Origin of the sequence: Pseudomonas sp. AU12215 (assembly GCF_001675465.2) — a bacterium.
GTDB lineage: Bacteria > Pseudomonadota > Gammaproteobacteria > Pseudomonadales > Pseudomonadaceae > Pseudomonas > Pseudomonas nitroreducens.
Genome location: NZ_MACM02000130.1, coordinates 40,700 through 57,564, shown reverse-complemented (window position 1 = coordinate 57,564; position 16,865 = coordinate 40,700). Strand labels below are relative to the sequence as shown.

Here is a 16,865-nt window from a genome sequence, read left to right as displayed (position 1 = left end):
CCGCAGCGCCATTCACGCACGCACCGCGGCGGTGCATGGCCCGGAAACGACCGGTTACAGAGGTTGGCAAACCTGCCGCAGGATCAGGCAAGAAGCCGACAGCATCCGGATAACGCGCGGGGCTGGCGGGGCCGTACTCTTGCTGTCAGTCGTCCGAGGAGCCACTTCGGACTTCTTCCTGTAACGCGGAGGACAGGACATGCACTGGCAAACCCCCATCGAACACGAATTGCAGATCCACCCCCGGGCGGGACACGAAGCGGAACTCGGCGCCCTGATCGACAACCTGGTCGACGGCGCCCGCCGCGCACCGGGGTGCCTGCGCTGCCAGTTGGTCGCCCGTGAGAGCGGCGAGCCGTGGCTGCTGCAAGGCAGCTGGAAAAACGAAGACGCCCTACTGGACTACTTCGCCACACCCTCATTGCAGCTGCTCGGCGAGGTGCTCTTGTGCCACTGCCGAAGTCTCAGCGGCGGCATAGTGGAAACCCTCGATCAGGCCACTGGAAAGGTGGCCTGAGTCTTTTTAGGTAGAGAGCTTTCAGGCCCTTTTAGTACTCCAGGCTCCACCCCAGGGTGAACGTGCGGCCACGGCCCTGGTAGTCATAGAGATAGGCCGGCCCGTAGGTCGGCGAATAGAACAGTGCGGCGCGCTGGCCCCAGACGGTGCTGTACTGCTTGTCCAGCAGGTTCTGGATACCGGCGCTGAAGGTGCCGAAGCCGGTCTTCTGCTCGCCCATCAGGTCGAAGGTGGTGTAGCCGTCGATCTCGTGGTCCGCATCGTCCTTCAGGTTGAACGCGTGCTGGGCCTGCAGGCGGGCACTGCGCTCACCATCGCCCCAGCCGACGAACGCGGTGGACTTGGACAGCGACGCGTAGCGCGCATCACGCTTGATCCAGTCGCCATCGGCATCCTCTTCTTCCGAACGCACCAGGTGCAGCGTGGTACCACCCTGCCAACCGTTGTCGAAGTAACGGGTGACCGCGCCCTCGAAGCCGAAGTCGCGGCTCTTCTGGTCTTCCACGTCGATGGTCAGGGTCGCCGCGTCGGTGGTGATGATCTTGTCCGACCAGATGTAGTAGACCGCCGCCTGGGCCTGCCACTGCATGTCGCTGTAGCGCCAGCCGGTCTCGACCTGGCGGCTCTTGATGCCAGCCAGTGGGTTGTCGTCCACCGACAGACCGGCCTTGCCGTAGTACTTGGCCGGGTCGGGCAGGTCGAAGCCTTCGCTGTAGTTGGTCCAGACCTGATGGCCGTTCTTGAAGTCGTAGATCGCGCCGAGGTTGAACAGGTTGACCTGGTAGTCGTTGCTGCCGCCGGGCACGCCTTTGAAGTCATCCACCTCGACGTCCATCTTCTGGTGGCGCGCGCCGCCGGAGAGGGTCAGGTTGTCGGTGACCTTCCAGTCCAGCTGGCCGTAGAAGGACAGGCCATCGACGACGTAGCTCGGATAGCGCGGAGCGCTGCTGGCGGTTTCCAGGTTCAGGCCGCCGCTCTCGGAGGACAGACGCTGGTCGAAGACCTTCTGCTCGGCGTTGAAGCGCTCGTGGTCGAGGTCCACGCCGTAGGTGAACTTCAACGCATCCCACTGCTTGCTGAACAGGCCCTTCAGGCCGCTGACCTCGAAGTTCTGCTGCGAGCCGGCGAAGTACACACCCTTGGAGCCGGTCGGCTTGCCGGTGTTGTAGTAGGGGAACGGATAGAAGTTGTCGTCTTCCTTGCGGTAGTACGCCTGCAGGTAGAAGTCCTGCTCCAGCAGGTTGCTGTGGTGGTAGTTGGCGTTGAGCAGCACACGGCGCGAGCGCGGCTCCAGGTCGGTGTCCAGGCCGCTGCGGATTTCCGCATCTTCCAGGTTCGACGGGCCCTGGTACTTCAGGTTGGGGAAGTAGATGCCGGTGCTGCCGTCGTTGCCCGAATCGTAGTACTGCGCCAGCAGGTCGAGGCTCTGCTCGTCGGTGAACTGCGCGGTGAGGTTGCCCATCACGTCGACGGTGCGGTTGTACTGCAGGTCGGTCTGGGTGTTGTCGATGAAGATCTGGTTGCCGCCGCCATCGTAGAAGGCTTCGTTCTTCTCCGCTGAAATCCCCAGGCGGCCGGCCACGCGGTCATTGCCGCCGCTGACGGACTGCGCGGCGCGAGTGGACAGGTCATCGCTGTTGTTGAAGCCGCTGGTGGCGCCCAGTTGCGTCTCGAAGCGCGTATCACCGGCCGCGCCCTTCTTGGTGATGATGTTGATGATGCCGCCGGTGGCGCCGCCGCCGTAGATCGCGCTGGCGCCGGAGAGCACCTCGATGCGCTCGACGTTGAACGGCGATATGCTGTCGAACTGGCGCGACAGGCCGCGCGAACTGTTCTGGCTGACGCCGTCGATCATCACCAGCACGTTGCGCCCGCGCATGTTCTGGCCGTAGTTGGTGCGGCCCTCGGGCGCCAGGTCAAGACCGGGAACCAGCTTTCCCACGGCCTCCTTCAGGCTGACGCCGGTATCGAGCTGTTCGCGCAGCTGGGTCTGGTCGACCACCCAGACGGTGCCGGGGATCGAGCTGATATCGGTGGGCGTGCGCGCCGCCACGCTGATCTGCATCGGCGCCAGGCTCAGGGCAGCGGAGTCGTCCTTCTCGCGCTTGAGCAGCACGGTGCGCTCGTCGGTGAAGCGCCAGCTCACACCGCTACCGGAAAGCAGTTGGTTGAGCGCTTCCTCGGTGGTGTAGGTGCCGTCTAGCCCTTCGCTCTGCAGGCCCTGGATGTCCTCGGAATTGAACAGCAGGTGCAGCCCGGCCTGGTCGGCGAACTGGGTCAGCGCACTGTCCAGGCTGCGCGGGGCGATATGCAGCTCGACGGCGGCAGCGTTCGCGGCATGGACGACGGGCGCGGCGGCGCCAAGCAGGGAAGCGAGCAGGATCGCGCGGTGCAGCGGGGAAGGACGGTAATGCATGCGGGTGAAATCCGTTCTTGTGTGGGCAGGGTCGCGTATTGAGAATTTTTCGCGTTCCTGCCTACGACGAAACGGTCATGCAAACCTTGCAGTGCTGAATGAAAAATATTTTCATTTTCTTGTCACAGAACGAGACTTCACCTGTAGGAGCGAGCTTGCTCGCGAACCGCCCTGCCTCGGAGTCGCCGGGAAATCCGTTCGCGAGCAAGCTCGCTCCTACACGAAGAACGGTCAGGTTTTTGGGGCGGGGCGGATCAGCACCAGCCAGGGCATATGGGTGACCTTCACCGGCTGCAAGCGCTCCAGGGTCTTGAGCAAGGCGCCGGGGTCCTGCAGGTCGAACACGCCGCTGACCTTGTGCTGGCGCAGCGCGCTGTCGGTCAGCACGATGCGGCCCGGCACGTAGCGCTCCAGCTCGTCCAGCACCTCGCCCAGCGGGCGCTGGTTGAAGATCAGCTTGCCGCGCTGCCAGGCGCTGGCACTGGACAGGTCCAGCGGCTGCGCCGGCTCGGGCGCGGCGCGCTCGCGGTAACTCAGGCGCTCGCCGGCGGACAGCCGCACCGGCGCGCTGCCGGCGCTGTTCACCTGCACCACGCCTTCGGTCACGTCGACGCGCACCTGCGGCCCACGGCTGTCCACATCGAAGCGCGTACCCACGGCGCGCACCTCGCCGCCCCTGGCCTCGACGATGAAGGGCCGCGCGGCATCCTTCGCCACCTCGAACAAGGCTTCGCCGGTGTGCAGGCGCAGGCGCCGCTGCTGCGGGCTGAAGTCGACGGACAAGGCGCTGTCACTGTTCAGCCACACGCGGCTGCCATCGGCCAGCTGCAGCATCCGCCGCTCACCCGTGCGGGTCGCGTAGTCGGAATACAGCCCGGCCAGCGGCTCGGGCAGTGCGATGGTGACGGCGATTGCCGCGACACAGGCGGCAGCGGCCAGCGCCAGCCAGCGACGCGGGCGCCGGGCGCGGCGGCGGTAATCCTCGGCGTGGCGGGTTTCCGGCAAGGCCCCCCACAGCGCCTCGGCCTCGCGAGCAGCACGCTCGTGTTCCGGGCTCTGCCCGCGCCAGCGCAGGAACTCCATGCGCTCGCCAGCACCGGCGCTGCCCGCATGCAGCTGCACCAGGCGCTCGATGGCTTCATCGCCCAGCAGGTTCTGTTCGACGCGGCTCATGGCGCGTCTCCCTGGCGCTGCGCCCAGTCGCGGCAATGGCGCATGGCCTGGACGATGTACTTGCCCACCATGCTCTCGGAAACGCCCAGGCGCTGGGCGATCTGCGCGTGGGTGAGGCCGTCGAGGCGGTTCATCAGCAACGCCTGGCGGGCATTGGCGGGCAATTGGTCGAGGGCGGCGTCGAGGTGCTCCAGCGCCTCATGGGCGAGCAGGCGGTGCTCCAGCCCGGACGCGGGATCGCTGAGGTCATCCGCGGCGGCTTCATCGACATGCAGCTCGGCCAGCCGGCCCTCGCGGCGCAGGTTGTCGATGGCGATGTTGCCGGCGACGCGGAACAGGTAGGCGCGCGGGTCCTGCACCTCGGCTTCGGCAGGGTGGTCGGCCAGGCGCAACCAGGTGTCCTGAGCCACGTCTGCCGCGCGCTGGTTATCGCCCAACCGCCGCGCAAGGAAGCGCATCAGGTCCGCGTAATGCGCCTGGAAGCTCTGCAGCAGGGAGGAGGAGGCGAAGCGCCGCATGATGGCCGAAATACCCCGAAAAACCGGCCAACGTCTGTCAGACCGATGCGAAGGGACGGCAGCATACACCGAATCGAGAATTATTATCGAATGCAAAAACGTGTCAGCTCGTGAACGGCGAGAGGTCCAGCGGACGTACTTCGCCCATCCATAGACCGTGATCGCGGTGATCGCGCAGGTCATCGCCCGTGTTGGGGTGGACGAAGATCACCAGGCCATCGCGATTCAGCGCCAGCCACGGCACCAGGGTGGCGAAGGTGGCGTTGTCGAAGGCCAGCTGGCAGCTCCAGTCCGGATGCGGCCCCACCGGGCGCTCGTGCACCCGGCCCATCTTCGCGCCGAAGCGGCTGGCCGCCTCTTCGCACAGGGCGCGGGCACGCGCGAGGCTGCTCGCGTCGAAATAGACGTGGGCGTGGAAATCCTTGATCGGGGTGTCGTTCATCGGTCCTGCTCCAGTTCCGCCTGCAGCCAGTCGACGAAGCGCTGCACCAGGCGCATGCGCCGTTTGCGTTCGGGCAGCACGGCGTAATAGCCGAATCGCGATTGCAGCGACCCGGCGATGGGCCGGCACAGTAACCCCTGTTCCAGCAGTTCGTCGACCAGGTGCCGCCAGCCGATGGCCACGCCCTGCCCGGCGATGGCCGCCTGGATCAGCAGCGTGTAGTTGTCGAAGCGCAACCCGGCCGGGCCCGGCGCCGAGTCGATGGCCAGTTCGCGATAAACGCCAGTCCAGTCGAACCACCGACTGGAGGCTTCGGGTTTCAGGTGCAGCGTCGGCAAGGCCGTGAGCGCCTGGGGCGACAGCGGCAGTTCGCGGCCTGCCACCAGGCGCGGGCTGCACACCGGGAATACTTCCTCGCTGAACAGCCGCAGCGCTTCGCCATGCTTGAAGCGCCCGTCACCGAAGGCAATGGCGACATCGATGTCGCTGCGCAGGGAAATCGGGCTGCGATCACTGCTGATCAGGCCGACATCCAGCTCCGGGTGTGCCTGGCGGAAGCGCGGCAGGCGCGGCATCAGCCAGTAGGCGGCGAAGGCGAAGTCGGTGGCGACCTGCAGCACTTCGTGGGGGTTTTTCGCGGTCACCGCAGCGATGCCGGCGTCGATGCTCTCCAACCCCGCCTGAACGTGCTGCTGCAGCACCTGCCCACTTTCGGTCAAGGCGATGCCGCGGTGGATGCGGTCGAACAGGCGCACTGCCAGCAGCTTCTCCAGGCGCTTGATCTGCTGGCTGACCGCCGGCTGGGTGGTGCCCAGCTCACCGGCGGCGGCGGTGAAGCTCAGCAGCCGGGCCGCGGACTCGAACACGCGCAGCAGTTCCAGCGGCACGCTCAAGACGGGCTCACACATAAGTGGACGTTATCCGAAGCATGCCGTGCCATGCGCTTTACCCCGTATTCAGCAGGAAACAGACTCATGACCAATAGCATCCCATAACAGCGCCAACAGGATAAGCCCAACGCCATGAAGCGCCCGAACATCCTCTTCATCATGGCCGACCAGATGGCCGCGCCGCTCCTGCCCTTCTACGACGCCCAGTCGCCGATCAAGCTGCCCCACCTCTCGCGCCTCGCCGGTGAAGGCGTGGTGTTCGACTCGGCCTACTGCAACAGCCCGCTCTGCGCGCCCTCGCGCTTCACCCTGGTCAGCGGCCAGTTGCCGACCAAAATCGGCGCCTGGGACAACGCCGCCGATTTTGCCGCCGACATCCCCACCTACGCGCACTACCTGCGCCGCCTGGGCTACCGCACCGCGCTGTCGGGCAAGATGCACTTCTGCGGTCCGGACCAGTTGCACGGCTACGAAGAACGCCTGACCAGCGACATCTACCCCGCCGACTACGGCTGGGCGGTGAACTGGGACGAGCCGGATGTGCGCCCGAGCTGGTATCACAACATGTCCTCGGTGCTACAGGCCGGCCCGTGCGTGCGCACCAACCAGCTCGACTTCGACGAGGAAGTGGTGTTCAAGGCGCGCCAGTACCTCTACGACCATGTGCGCGAACACCCCGAGCAGCCGTTCTGCCTCACCGTGTCCATGACCCACCCGCACGACCCCTACACCATCCCGCGCGAGTACTGGGACCTGTACCGCGACGAGGACATCCCGCTGCCCTCGGTAGAGATCGCCCAGGGCGAGCAGGACCCGCACTCGCAGCGGCTGCTCAAGGTGATCGACCTGTGGGGCCAGAAGATGCCCGAGGAGAAGGTACGCGCCGCCCGCCGCGCCTACTTCGGCGCGTGCAGCTATGTCGATGCGCAGATCGGCGCGCTGCTGCGCACCCTGGAGGATTGCAACCTGAGCGATGACACCCTGATCGTGTTCTCCGGCGACCACGGCGACATGCTGGGCGAGCGCGGCCTCTGGTACAAAATGCACTGGTTCGAGATGGCCGCCCGTGTGCCGCTGCTGGTGCACGCGCCCAGGCGCTTCGCCCCGCGCCGGGTCGGCGAATCAGTGTCCACCGTCGACCTGCTGCCAACCCTCGTCGAGCTGGCCGGCGGGCAGGTCGAGCCCGGCGTCGACCTCGACGGCCGCTCGCTGCTGCCACACCTGCAAGGCGTTGGCGGCCACGACGAGGTGATCGGCGAATACACCGCCGAAGGCACCGTCAGCCCGCTGATGATGATCCGCCGCGGCGACTTCAAGTTCATCTACTCCGAGCAGGACCCGTGCCTGCTGTTCGACGTGAAGAACGACCCACGCGAACTGGAAAACCTCATGGATTCGCCGGCCCACGCCAATCGGGTACGCGACCTGCTGGGTGAAGCCCGCGCGCGCTGGGACGTGCCGGCCATCACCCGGCAAGTGCTGGCCAGCCAACGCCGTCGCCGGCTGGTGGCCGACGCGCTGACCCATGGCACGCTGAAAAGCTGGGACCACCAACCCATGGTCGACGCCAGCCAGCAGTACATGCGCAACCACATCGACCTCGACGATCTGGAGCGCCGCGCGCGCTATCCGCAACCGAAATAACAACCACAACACGCCGAAGGGGAAGGGAGCATGAAGAACACCGTACGAAGAGCATCGACGCTGTTGCTGGCCGGCGCACTCGCGCTGGGCGGCCCGCTGGCCCGGGCCGAAGATGAAGCCTGCAGTACGGTGAAACTGGCCGATCCGGGCTGGACCGACATCGCCGTCACCAACGGCATCGCCGCCTTCCTCCTCGAAGGCCTGGGCTACCAGGTGAAGATCGACACTCTCTCGGTGCCCATCACCTACGGCGGCCTGCGCGACGGCCAGGTGGACGCCTTCCTCGGCAACTGGATGCCGGCGCAGCAGGGCTTCTTTGATCAGTTCATCGCCAGCAAGCAGGTCACCCAGTTGGCGAAGAACCTACAGGGCACCGAGTTCACCCTGGCCGTACCGACCTACGTGTGGAACGCAGGCGTGAAAACCTTCGCCGACCTGGGCCAGCACGCTGACCAGTTCAACAAGAAGATCTACGGCATCGGCTCCGGCGCGCCAGCCAACCAGTCGATCCAGAAGATGATCAGCGGCGACGAGTTCGGCCTGGGCGGCTGGAAGCTGGTGGAGTCCAGCGAACAGGCGATGCTCGCCGAGGTGGGCCGCGCGGTGAAGCGTGATCGCTGGGTGGTGTTCCTCGGCTGGACGCCGCACCCGATGAACGTCAAATACGACATGAAATACCTCACCGGCGGCGAGAAGTACTTCGGCAGCACCGGCAGCGTGTTCACCGTCACCCGCAACGGCTACGCCGAGCAGTGCCCGAACAGCGGCAAGTTGCTGGCCAACCTGTCCTTCGACCTGAAGATGGAGAACGCCATCATGGCCGAGGTGCTGGAGAAGAACGTGAAGAACCCCGACGCGGTGAAGGCCTGGATCAAAGCCAATCCGCAGAGCCTGGACACCTGGCTGCAAGGCGTGAAGACCCGCGACGGCGGTGACGCGCTGGCCGCCGTGAAGGCCAAGCTGTAGGCCTTCGATGGAACGTCTGATCCGCCTGTTGCCCTTCATTGCCTGGTTGCCGCAGGTCACGGGGCGCGATGTGCGCCGTGACCTGGGCGTCGGCCTTTCCGGTGCAGTGCTCGCCCTGCCGCAGTCCATGGCCTATGCGCTGATCGCCGGGCTGCCGGCGGAGTACGGCTTGTACGCAGCGATGCTGCCGGTGCTGATCGCCTGCCTGTGGGGCTCGTCGAAGCACATGGTCGGCGGGCCGACGGCGGCGATCTCGGTGGTACTGTTCACCGCCATCGCCCCGCTGGCGCCGCCGGGCAGCGCGCAGTTCATCCAGTACGCGCTGCTGCTGACCTTCCTCGCCGGATTGTTCCAGTGGTTGCTGGGCATGCTGCGCTTCGGCGTGCTGGTGAACTTCGTCTCGCACTCGGTGCTGCTGGGCTTCACCTGCGGCGCCGCGCTGGTGATCGTCATCGGCCAATTGCCCTATCTGCTCGGCATCACCACGGGCGGGCAGGGCACGGCGCTGACCAGTGCCGCCGCGCTGTGGTGGAAGCTGGCGGATTTCCACGGGCCTTCGTTGCTGGTCGGCCTGCTCAGCCTCGCACTGAGCCTGCTGATGAAGCGCTTGTGGCGGCGCGGACCGGCGCTGCTGGTCGGCCTGATCGGCGCCAGCACACTGGTCTGGACGATGCCGGCGACCTTTGCCGGTGTCGCCAGGGTCGCCGCCTTCCGCAGCGCACTGCCGCCATTCAGCCCGTTGCCGTTCGACCTGTCGGCGATTGCCCAGTTGCTCCCCGCCGCCGTGGCCTGCGGCATGCTCGGGCTGGTGACCAGCCTATCGATTGCCCGCGCACTGGCGACCCGCTCGCATCAGCCGCTGGATGCCAATCAGGAGGTGCGTGCACAGGGGTTGTCCAACCTGATCGGGCCGTGGCTGTCCGGCACGCTGTCCGCTGGCTCCTTCACCCGCTCCGGGCTGAACCAGGATGCCGGCGCGCGCACGCCGCTGGCCGGGGTCTTCTCGGCACTGTGGGTGGCGCTGCTGGCGGTGGCGGGCGCTGGATTGATCACGCACATTCCGTTGCCGGCCATGGCCGCCGGCATCCTGCTGATCTGCTGGAATCTGGTTGATCGCCCGGCTTTGCGCGCCTTGTGGAAAGGCAGCCGCGCGGAATCCCTGGTGATGCTGCTGACCCTCGGCGCCACGCTGCTGCTGCCGCTGCAGAATGCCATCTACGCGGGCGTGCTGGCCTCGCTGTTCTTCTACCTCAAGCGCACCTCGCAGCCGCGCGTGCAGCACTGGGAGCGCGAGGACGAGGAGGTGCTGCGCATCGAAGGCTCGATCTTCTTCGGCGCCTGCGACTACCTGCAGAAACGGATGCAGCACAGCCGCAGCGAACGCCTCGTGCTGGACGCCCACCACGTCAACTTCATCGATTTCGCCGGCGCGCAGATGCTTCAGCAGGAGGCTCGGCGCCTCGCGAGCGAAGGCCGCTGTCTGGTACTGCGCAACGCCCGGCCACGGGTGCGCGCGGAGCTGGAAAGGCAGATGGGGAAGGGCGCAGTGTTGCAGGTCGAGGAATAGAGCCGGCAGCCACTGTCGGAGCCCACTCCCAAATCGGTGTTCAGCCCTTGAGCTGCGCCCTCAGCTCATCCAGCACCGGCGCCGAATCCGGCCGTACGCCGCGCCACAGCAGGAAGGCTTCCGCCGCCTGTTCCACCAGCATGCCCAGCCCGTCGATGCAGCGCGCCGCACCGTGTTCGGCAGCCCAGCGGTTGAAGGCGGTCACGTCCTTGCCGTACATCATGTCGTAGCAGACGGTGTGGCCCGGCTCGATCAAAGCGGGAGCAATGGGCGGCAGCTCGCCGGCAAGGGAAGCCGAGGTGCCGTTGACGATCAGGTCGAAGGGCTCGGCGCGCAGATCGAATCCGCCGCCGCGCACATTACCCAGGTCCTTGAACTCCTCGGCCAGTTGCTCAGCCTTGAACGCGGTGCGGTTGGCAATGACGATGCAGGCCGGCTGCTCGGCGAGGAAGGGTTCGAGAATGCCGCGTACCGCGCCGCCGGCGCCCAGCACCAGGATGCGCGCGCCGCGCAGTACGACCCCGTGATTCACTGTCAGGTCGCGGGTCAGCCCGGCGCCATCGGTGTTGTCACCCAGCAGGCCGCCGCCTTCCAGCTTCTTCAGGGTATTCACCGCACCGGCCCGGCGCGCGCGTTCGCTCAGCTCGGTGGCCAGGCGGTAGGCGTCTTCCTTGAACGGCACGGTGACGTTGCCGCCCAGGCCCTCAACGAAGAACTCGCGGGCGTTCCCGGCGAAGTCATTCAGCGGCGCCAAGCGCGTGTCATAGCTCAGCACCTGGCCGGTCTGCTCGGCGAACAGGCGGTGAATCTGCGGCGACTTGCTGTGGCCGATGGGATTGCCGAAGACGCAGTAGCGGTCCATGGGAAGTCCTGGAGCGAGAAGATTGGAAAGGGCAGGAGCTTGCCGGGTTTTCTATCGGGGTGCCAGACCAGGTTCGCGAGCAACCTCGTTCCTACTGGCAGCTCCGAAGCCGCTCTTGTAGGAGCGAGCCTGCTCGCGAACGCCCCGAAAGATGACGGTCAGGCCTGCGCTAACCAGTCCCGATCCGTGAGGAAGTACTCGGTCAGGCGCGCTTCCTCGCTGCCCGGTTCCGGCTTCCAGTCGTAGCCCCAACGTACCTGCGGCGGCAGGGACATGAGGATCGATTCGGTGCGCCCGCCCGACTGCAGGCCGAACAGGGTGCCGCGGTCGTAGACCAGGTTGAATTCGACGTAGCGGCCGCGGCGGAAGGCCTGGAACTCGCGCTGCTGCTCGGTGTACGGGGTGTTCTTGCGCTTGCGCACGATGGGCAGGTAGGCGGAGAGGTAGGCGTCGCCGATGGCCCGCAGGAAGGCGAAGCTGGTGTCGAAGTCCCACTGGTTCAGGTCGTCGAAGAACAGGCCACCCACACCGCGCGGCTCGTTGCGGTGCTTGATGTGGAAGTAGCGGTCGCACCATTCCTTGTAGCGCGGGTAGACGTCCTCGCCGAAGGGCGCGCAGGCGTCGCGGGCGACCCGGTGCCAGAGCACGCAGTCTTCTTCGTGGGCGTAGTAGGGCGTCAGGTCGAAACCGCCACCGAACCACCACACGGCCTCTTCCCCTGCCTTCTCGGCGATGAAGAAGCGCACGTTGGCGTGGGAGGTCGGCACGTGCGGGTTGGTCGGGTGGATCACCAGCGACACGCCCAGCGCCTGGAAGCCGCGGCCGGCCAATTCGCGCCGGTGTGCGCTGGCGGACGGCGGCAAACCGCTGCCGAATACATGGGAGAAATTCACCCCGCCTTTCTCGATCAGGGCACCGTCGCCGATCACCCGCGTACGACCGCCGCCGCCGGCCGGACGCTGCCAGGCGTCTTCGACGAAGCGTGCGCTGCCGTCCTCGGCTTCGAGTGCGGCGCAGATGCGGTCTTGCAGGTCGAGCAGGTAGGCCTTCACGGCCTCGATGCGGTCGGTCACGAGAATCACCTTGGAGCGGGAAAGCCACGCGTGGCGCGGGCCGGAGCGGGATTTAAGAGCGAAAACGGGCGCAAGCATACCATCGCCGCCGGCAAAGCTGGTCTTGACGGCCGTCAAGCTGGCGGCTTGGATGAAAGTCTTTTCCCCGGCGAGGCAGAGCCTCGCGCCATCAGGAGAGCGACATGGCCAAGCGTGTTCAATTCGCCAAGACCGGCGGTCCGGAAGTCCTCGAAATCGTCGACTACACCCCCGCCGAGCCCGGTCCCAACGAGGTGCGGGTGCGCAACCGCGCCATCGGCCTGAATTTCATCGACACCTACTACCGTAGCGGCCTGTATCCCGCACCGGCGATGCCGTCCGGGGTTGGCACCGAAGGCGCCGGCGAGGTGGAGGCGGTGGGCAGCGCGGTGACCAACGTGAAGGTCGGCGACCGCGTCGGCTACGCCACCGGCCCGCTGGGCGCCTACAGCGAGCAGCACACGCTGCCGGCCGCCAGCGTGGTGAAGCTGCCCGATGCGATCACCTTCGAGCAGGCCGCCGCCGTCATGCTCAAGGGCCTGACCGTGCAGTACCTGCTGCGCCAGACCTACAACGTGCAGCCGGGCCAGACCATCCTCTGGCACGCGGCCGCCGGCGGCGTCGGGCTGATCGCCTGCCAGTGGGCCAAGGCCATCGGCGCACACCTGATCGGCACCGTCAGCTCGGCGGCCAAGGCGGCGCTGGCGAAATCCCACGGTGCCTGGCAGACCATCGACTACAGCCACGAGAACGTGGTCGAGCGCGTGCTGGCGCTGACCGACGGCAAGAAGTGCCCGGTGGTCTACGACTCGGTGGGCAAGGATACCTGGCTGACTTCGCTGGACTGCACCGCGCCGCGCGGCCTGGTAGTGAGCTTTGGCAACGCCTCCGGCCCGGTGGACGGGGTGAACCTGGGCATCCTCTCGCAGAAGGGCTCGCTCTACGTCACCCGCCCGACGCTGTTCGGCTACGCCAGCACGCCGGAGCGCCTGCAAGCCATGGCGGACGACCTGTTCGACATGATCACCAGCGGCAAGGTGAAGGTGGAGATCAACCAGCGCTTCAGTCTGGCCGAGGCGGCCAGGGCGCAGACGGAGCTGGCGGCGCGGCGTACTACCGGCTCGACCATTCTGCTGCCCTGACCGGAACAGCGCTCGCGAGCAAGGGCTAGGCGCCCCCTCGGTCCTACAGGGTGCGGCGGTATCGCTTTTTGTAGGAGCGAGCTTGCTCGCGAACCGGGTCGCGTCGTGGTGACCGGCTTACGACGGGCGAACGGTCTCGCCGGTGCGCAGGTCGCGGATCAGGCTGGGATTGCGGCGCCCGCCCAGGGCGCCGCCGAGCACGCCGTCCAATTCGCCCCGGAAGTACTGCTCGACGCGCAGGCGGCTGCGCGCGGCGGGGCGGCCGGCGGGGTTGGCCGATGTGGAGATCAGCGGGCCGGTGTAGCGGCACAGTTCGCGCACCAGCGGATGATCGGTGACGCGCAGGGCAACGGTCTCGTGCTCGCCGGTCACCCACTCGGGCAGGCGCCCCTGGTGCGGCACCAGCCAGGTGTTGGGGCCGGGCCAACTGGCGGCGAGCTTGTCCTGCCAGGCTCCGGGCAAGTCGTCGAGGAGGAAGTCGAACTGGCGGATATCGCCGGCCACCACGATCATGCCTTTTTCCACCGGCCGCGCCTTGATCGCCAGCAGGCGGTACACGGCGTCGGCGTTCCACGGGTCGCAGCCCAGGCCCCAGACGGCTTCGGTCGGATAAGCGATCACACCGCCATCGCGCACGACCTGAGCCATGCGCTGGGTACGCCAGTTGCTGTACATCGGGAACTCCTCGGATCTGCGATGCGCGGCAGTTTACGTGCTCAGGGAGCGCGATGCACCCAGACCCCAGCTTCGCAGGTAACCCGTCCCTCCAGCTCCAGTTCGGTCAACGCCACCAGTACGTCAGGCAACGCCAGGCCGCTGCGCAATGCCAGCTGCTCGCTGCTGTGTGGCGCGGCGCGGAGCAGGTCGACCAGCGGGTGGGGCGGCAGAGCCGGCGCGCGCTCCAGCGCCGACGCGCTGCGTGTCCAACCCTGCAGGCCGTCGAGGATGTCCTCGACTGTCTCCACCAGCGTCGCGCCCTGGCGGATCAGTTCGTGGCAGCCACGGGCGCCGGGATGATGGATCGAGCCGGGAATCGCATACACCTCGCGGCCCTGCTCAGCGGCCAGGCGCGCCGTGATCAGGGAACCGCTGGACGGGCTGGCCTCCACCACCAGGGTGCCCAACGACAGGCCACTGATGATCCGGTTGCGCCGGGGGAAGTTCGAAGCCTGGGGCGCGCTGTTCAACGGCAGCTCGGAAATCACGGCGCCGCCTTGCTCGACGATGCGTTTCGCCAGCCCGAGATGACGACGCGGATAGAGGCGCTCCAGGCCTGTACCCAGTACGGCGACGGTCTTTCCGCCGGCCTCCAGCGCACCTTCATGGGCTGCACCATCGATCCCCAGGGCCAGCCCACTGGTGATCACGAAACCGCCGCCGGCCAGGCTGCGAGCGAAGGCTCGCGCCGTATCCAGCCCCGGTTTGCTGGCCCGGCGGCTCCCGACCATCGCCAGTTGCGGCCGCTCCAGCAGGTTCGGCTCGCCGGCCAGGAACAGCAGCGGCGGCGCATCGCCCAGCTCGGCGAGCAGGGCGGGGTAGCCGGGTGCATCCCACATGACCAGATGATGCTCGGCGGCCTCCAGCCAGTGCAGCACCTCTGCTGCCTGCTCGCGGATGGACGCATCGCGGCGCGGTTCGGCGCAGGCGGCCGGCAACCCGAGCGAACGCCAGGCGGCCGCCGGCGCACTGAGTGCAGCGGACGCCGAACCGAAGGCCTCCAGCAGACGATGAAAACGACGCGGTCCCAGCTCGGGCAGGGCGTGCAGGCGCAGCCGCGCTTCGAGCTCCGCGGGTGAAAGGGTCGGGGCAACGGGCATGGCGCAATCCTTGGCGTGCGGAAGACCCCCGGACTATGCCGCGCCGGCCTGGGCCTTCGCTGTCGGACCCTTCCGGATCACCCCCAACAAAAAACCCCGCCGGAGCGGGGTTTCTTCAAGTCACTTGCGCATCAGGGGTTCAGGACGCGGTCGTTGACTTCCAGCGAGCGGGTAGCGGTCAGCACCAGCCCGTAGCTCAGGCGGTTGTAGGTGCGGAAGACCATCACCAGGCCCGAGCGCTCGTCCGGGATCTTCACCATTTCGTCGGTGACACGATCGCGGACGGTCTCGCCCAGCTTGTAGATGGCCAGCACGTTGCCTTCGGCCAGGCCGTCGCGGGTGCCCTTGTCGATGGTCACCACATCGTACTTGCCGATCTGGGTCACGCCGCGCGGCACATCGATGATGGTGCCCTTGATCGGGGTGCTCGGCTCGCTGGGCATGAAGGTGGAGGTGATCGCGCGCTCCTCGGTGGGGAACAGTCGATCGCCCGAACGGACTTCCTGGGTGGTGCGGGTCAGCATCAGGGTGGCGACGTCGCCTTCCTTGGCCGTGACGTTGGCACCGCCTACGTCCATGGCGTCAATGCCCAGGACTTCGTTGGTCTCCGGGTCGGTGTAGACCTTGGCCTGGCGGAAGATGCCATAGCTGTTCTCTTCCGACAGCGAGTTACCGCGAGCGTAGGCACGGTCGCCGGCGCCGCTGATCACGCTCTCCTGGTCGCCAGCGACCACGTAGGGGGCGTTGGAGAAGTCAGCGTCGCTATCGACGATGCGGTTGGAAAGCAGGAAGGCGTTGATCTTGTCCAGCGGGATGGTCGGGATCGCCTCGGCGATCGGGGTGCTGCGCACCCGCGGCGACAGCTTGATGGTCCCGCGCGACTCGCCGCGATTGAGCATCAGGCGCGGCTGGCCATCGATGTACACCAGGCTCAGCACGTCACCCGGGTAGATCAGGTGCGGGTTCTGAATCTGCGGATTCACCTGCCAGATTTCCGGCCACTTCCACGGCTTGCTGAGGAACTTGCCGGAGATGTCCCAGAGGGTGTCGCCCTTCACTACGGTATAACGATCCGGATGGCCGTCCTTGAGCTGCACGGCAGCCTGCGCCACCCCGCCTGCGGCGAGCAGCAGCAGGGCGAGTAGTGTTTTCCTCATGCGGTGAATCCCTTTATTATGTGTACACATGAAACGCCTGGAAGCCGCCCCTACCGCGCTTTCCAGCCGTTTTTCGATGCTGCTCAGCATATTAGCAGCCGATTTTGACTTTATTCCACAAGTGCATCACAAACGCATATGGCCATTCTGAACATTCTCGAATTCCCCGATCCGCGCCTGCGGACCATCGCCAAGCCGGTCACGGTCTTCGATGACGCCCTGCGCACGCTGATCGACGATATGTTCGAGACCATGTACGAAGCGCCCGGCATCGGTCTGGCGGCGACGCAGGTCAACGTGCACAAGCGGGTCGTGGTGATGGACCTGTCCGAAGACAAGTCCGAGCCCCGGGTCTACATCAACCCCGAGTTCGACTACCTCACCGAGGAAATGGACCAGTACCAGGAAGGTTGCCTGTCGGTGCCCGGCTTCTACGAAAATGTAGACCGCCCGCAGAAGGTGCGGATCAAGGCCCAGGACCGCGACGGCAATTCGTTCGAGGAAGAGGCCGAGGGCCTGCTCGCCGTGTGCATCCAGCACGAATGCGATCACCTGAACGGCAAGCTGTTCGTCGACTACCTGTCCAACCTCAAGCGCGACCGCATCCGCAAGAAGCTGGAAAAGCAGCACCGGCAACAGGCGTGACCCCATCTCCCAAAGGCT

General features: G+C 66.4%; 17 protein-coding genes. 7 read left to right on the top strand and 10 right to left on the bottom strand.

Annotation, left to right across the window (positions count from 1 at the left end):
• Positions 1–199: 199 nt before the first annotated feature.
• Entirely contained in the window at positions 200–517 is a 318-nt protein-coding gene (locus A9513_RS17225) for a putative quinol monooxygenase (protein WP_054907546.1), read from the top strand.
• Between the two features lie 31 nt (positions 518–548).
• Here the strand turns inward: A9513_RS17225 and A9513_RS17220 are convergent, their stop codons facing one another.
• The 5 genes from A9513_RS17220 to A9513_RS17200 form a co-directional block, all read right to left on the bottom strand.
• Positions 549–2,933: a TonB-dependent receptor gene (locus A9513_RS17220; RefSeq protein ID WP_065327684.1), complete on the bottom strand. Its 2,385-nt coding sequence runs from the start codon at positions 2,931–2,933 to the stop codon at positions 549–551.
• Between the two features lie 231 nt (positions 2,934–3,164).
• A complete protein-coding gene (locus tag A9513_RS17215; protein WP_065327683.1) occupies positions 3,165–4,106 on the bottom strand; it encodes a FecR family protein in 942 nt (313 codons plus the stop codon).
• The gene (locus tag A9513_RS17210; protein WP_054907549.1) at positions 4,103–4,624 is read right to left on the bottom strand and encodes a sigma-70 family RNA polymerase sigma factor; all 522 of its coding nucleotides are present in this window, start codon (positions 4,622–4,624) and stop codon (positions 4,103–4,105) included. Before A9513_RS17210 ends, A9513_RS17215 begins: the two co-directional genes overlap by 4 nt.
• Before the next feature lie 103 nt (positions 4,625–4,727).
• Positions 4,728–5,066 (bottom strand): DOPA 4,5-dioxygenase family protein, encoded by a 339-nt coding sequence (locus A9513_RS17205; protein WP_024763665.1) that lies wholly within the window; start codon positions 5,064–5,066, stop codon positions 4,728–4,730.
• A complete protein-coding gene (locus A9513_RS17200; protein ID WP_065327682.1) occupies positions 5,063–5,974 on the bottom strand; it encodes a LysR family transcriptional regulator in 912 nt (303 codons plus the stop codon). The genes A9513_RS17205 and A9513_RS17200 overlap by 4 nt, the downstream gene beginning before the upstream one ends.
• A 114-nt stretch (positions 5,975–6,088) precedes the next feature.
• On the opposite strand from A9513_RS17200, the gene betC reads away from it, so the two are divergent.
• From betC to A9513_RS17185, 3 genes are read left to right on the top strand one after another with little or no spacing between them, the layout of a single operon-like run.
• Positions 6,089–7,600: a choline-sulfatase gene (betC, locus tag A9513_RS17195; protein WP_065327681.1), complete on the top strand. Its 1,512-nt coding sequence runs from the start codon at positions 6,089–6,091 to the stop codon at positions 7,598–7,600.
• 30 nt (positions 7,601–7,630) lie between these two features.
• Positions 7,631–8,566: a choline ABC transporter substrate-binding protein gene (locus A9513_RS17190; RefSeq protein ID WP_065327680.1), complete on the top strand. Its 936-nt coding sequence runs from the start codon at positions 7,631–7,633 to the stop codon at positions 8,564–8,566.
• Positions 8,567–8,573: 7 nt separating this feature from the next.
• On the top strand, positions 8,574–10,133 hold the full coding sequence (locus tag A9513_RS17185; RefSeq protein WP_065327679.1) for a SulP family inorganic anion transporter: 1,560 nt from the start codon (positions 8,574–8,576) through the stop codon (positions 10,131–10,133).
• Between the two features lie 40 nt (positions 10,134–10,173).
• On the opposite strand, the gene aroE is transcribed toward A9513_RS17185, so the two are convergent.
• Both aroE and hemF read right to left on the bottom strand, forming a co-directional pair.
• The gene (gene aroE, locus A9513_RS17180) at positions 10,174–10,995 is read right to left on the bottom strand and encodes a shikimate dehydrogenase (RefSeq protein WP_065327678.1); all 822 of its coding nucleotides are present in this window, start codon (positions 10,993–10,995) and stop codon (positions 10,174–10,176) included.
• 158 nt (positions 10,996–11,153) lie between these two features.
• Positions 11,154–12,068: an oxygen-dependent coproporphyrinogen oxidase gene (hemF, locus tag A9513_RS17175; protein WP_065327677.1), complete on the bottom strand. Its 915-nt coding sequence runs from the start codon at positions 12,066–12,068 to the stop codon at positions 11,154–11,156.
• 182 nt (positions 12,069–12,250) lie between these two features.
• On the opposite strand from hemF, the gene A9513_RS17170 reads away from it, so the two are divergent.
• On the top strand, positions 12,251–13,228 hold the full coding sequence (locus A9513_RS17170) for an NADPH:quinone reductase (protein ID WP_065327676.1): 978 nt from the start codon (positions 12,251–12,253) through the stop codon (positions 13,226–13,228).
• Between the two features lie 117 nt (positions 13,229–13,345).
• Here A9513_RS17170 and A9513_RS17165 read toward each other — a convergent pair whose 3' ends face one another.
• The 3 genes from A9513_RS17165 to A9513_RS17155 all read right to left on the bottom strand — a co-directional run bounded on the left by A9513_RS17165 (position 13,346) and on the right by A9513_RS17155 (position 16,202).
• On the bottom strand, positions 13,346–13,903 hold the full coding sequence (locus A9513_RS17165) for an L-threonylcarbamoyladenylate synthase (RefSeq protein ID WP_065327675.1): 558 nt from the start codon (positions 13,901–13,903) through the stop codon (positions 13,346–13,348).
• Positions 13,904–13,944: 41 nt separating this feature from the next.
• Positions 13,945–15,045 (bottom strand): DNA-processing protein DprA, encoded by a 1,101-nt coding sequence (gene dprA, locus A9513_RS17160; RefSeq protein WP_065327674.1) that lies wholly within the window; start codon positions 15,043–15,045, stop codon positions 13,945–13,947.
• Positions 15,046–15,176: 131 nt separating this feature from the next.
• Entirely contained in the window at positions 15,177–16,202 is a 1,026-nt protein-coding gene (locus A9513_RS17155) for a LysM peptidoglycan-binding domain-containing protein (RefSeq protein ID WP_038803456.1), read from the bottom strand.
• Between the two features lie 28 nt (positions 16,203–16,230).
• Here A9513_RS17155 and A9513_RS36555 point away from each other — a divergent pair, with 28 nt between their 5' ends.
• A complete protein-coding gene (locus tag A9513_RS36555) occupies positions 16,231–16,353 on the top strand; it encodes a hypothetical protein (RefSeq protein WP_255302870.1) in 123 nt (40 codons plus the stop codon).
• A complete protein-coding gene (gene def / locus A9513_RS17150; RefSeq protein WP_024763655.1) occupies positions 16,341–16,847 on the top strand; it encodes a peptide deformylase in 507 nt (168 codons plus the stop codon). The genes A9513_RS36555 and def overlap by 13 nt, the downstream gene beginning before the upstream one ends.
• Positions 16,848–16,865: the final 18 nt, after the last annotated feature.

What these genes read in the sequence shown, in the direction of transcription:
- A9513_RS17170 (WP_065327676.1), top strand. Translation starts at nt 12,251, where the DNA reads ATGGCCAAGCGTGTTCAATTCGCCAAGACCGGCGGTCCGGAAGTCCTC.
- betC (WP_065327681.1), top strand. Translation starts at nt 6,089, where the DNA reads ATGAAGCGCCCGAACATCCTCTTCATCATGGCCGACCAGATGGCCGCG.
- A9513_RS17200 (WP_065327682.1), bottom strand. Translation starts at nt 5,974, where the DNA reads ATGTGTGAGCCCGTCTTGAGCGTGCCGCTGGAACTGCTGCGCGTGTTC.
- A9513_RS17215 (WP_065327683.1), bottom strand. Translation starts at nt 4,106, where the DNA reads ATGAGCCGCGTCGAACAGAACCTGCTGGGCGATGAAGCCATCGAGCGC.
- A9513_RS17185 (WP_065327679.1), top strand. Translation starts at nt 8,574, where the DNA reads ATGGAACGTCTGATCCGCCTGTTGCCCTTCATTGCCTGGTTGCCGCAG.
- A9513_RS17220 (WP_065327684.1), bottom strand. Translation starts at nt 2,933, where the DNA reads ATGCATTACCGTCCTTCCCCGCTGCACCGCGCGATCCTGCTCGCTTCC.
- dprA (WP_065327674.1), bottom strand. Translation starts at nt 15,045, where the DNA reads ATGCCCGTTGCCCCGACCCTTTCACCCGCGGAGCTCGAAGCGCGGCTG.
- A9513_RS17155 (WP_038803456.1), bottom strand. Translation starts at nt 16,202, where the DNA reads ATGAGGAAAACACTACTCGCCCTGCTGCTGCTCGCCGCAGGCGGGGTG.
- A9513_RS17225 (WP_054907546.1), top strand. Translation starts at nt 200, where the DNA reads ATGCACTGGCAAACCCCCATCGAACACGAATTGCAGATCCACCCCCGG.
- aroE (WP_065327678.1), bottom strand. Translation starts at nt 10,995, where the DNA reads ATGGACCGCTACTGCGTCTTCGGCAATCCCATCGGCCACAGCAAGTCG.
- A9513_RS17210 (WP_054907549.1), bottom strand. Translation starts at nt 4,624, where the DNA reads ATGCGGCGCTTCGCCTCCTCCTCCCTGCTGCAGAGCTTCCAGGCGCAT.
- A9513_RS36555 (WP_255302870.1), top strand. Translation starts at nt 16,231, where the DNA reads ATGAAACGCCTGGAAGCCGCCCCTACCGCGCTTTCCAGCCGTTTTTCG.
- A9513_RS17190 (WP_065327680.1), top strand. Translation starts at nt 7,631, where the DNA reads ATGAAGAACACCGTACGAAGAGCATCGACGCTGTTGCTGGCCGGCGCA.
- A9513_RS17205 (WP_024763665.1), bottom strand. Translation starts at nt 5,066, where the DNA reads ATGAACGACACCCCGATCAAGGATTTCCACGCCCACGTCTATTTCGAC.
- A9513_RS17165 (WP_065327675.1), bottom strand. Translation starts at nt 13,903, where the DNA reads ATGTACAGCAACTGGCGTACCCAGCGCATGGCTCAGGTCGTGCGCGAT.
- def (WP_024763655.1), top strand. Translation starts at nt 16,341, where the DNA reads ATGGCCATTCTGAACATTCTCGAATTCCCCGATCCGCGCCTGCGGACC.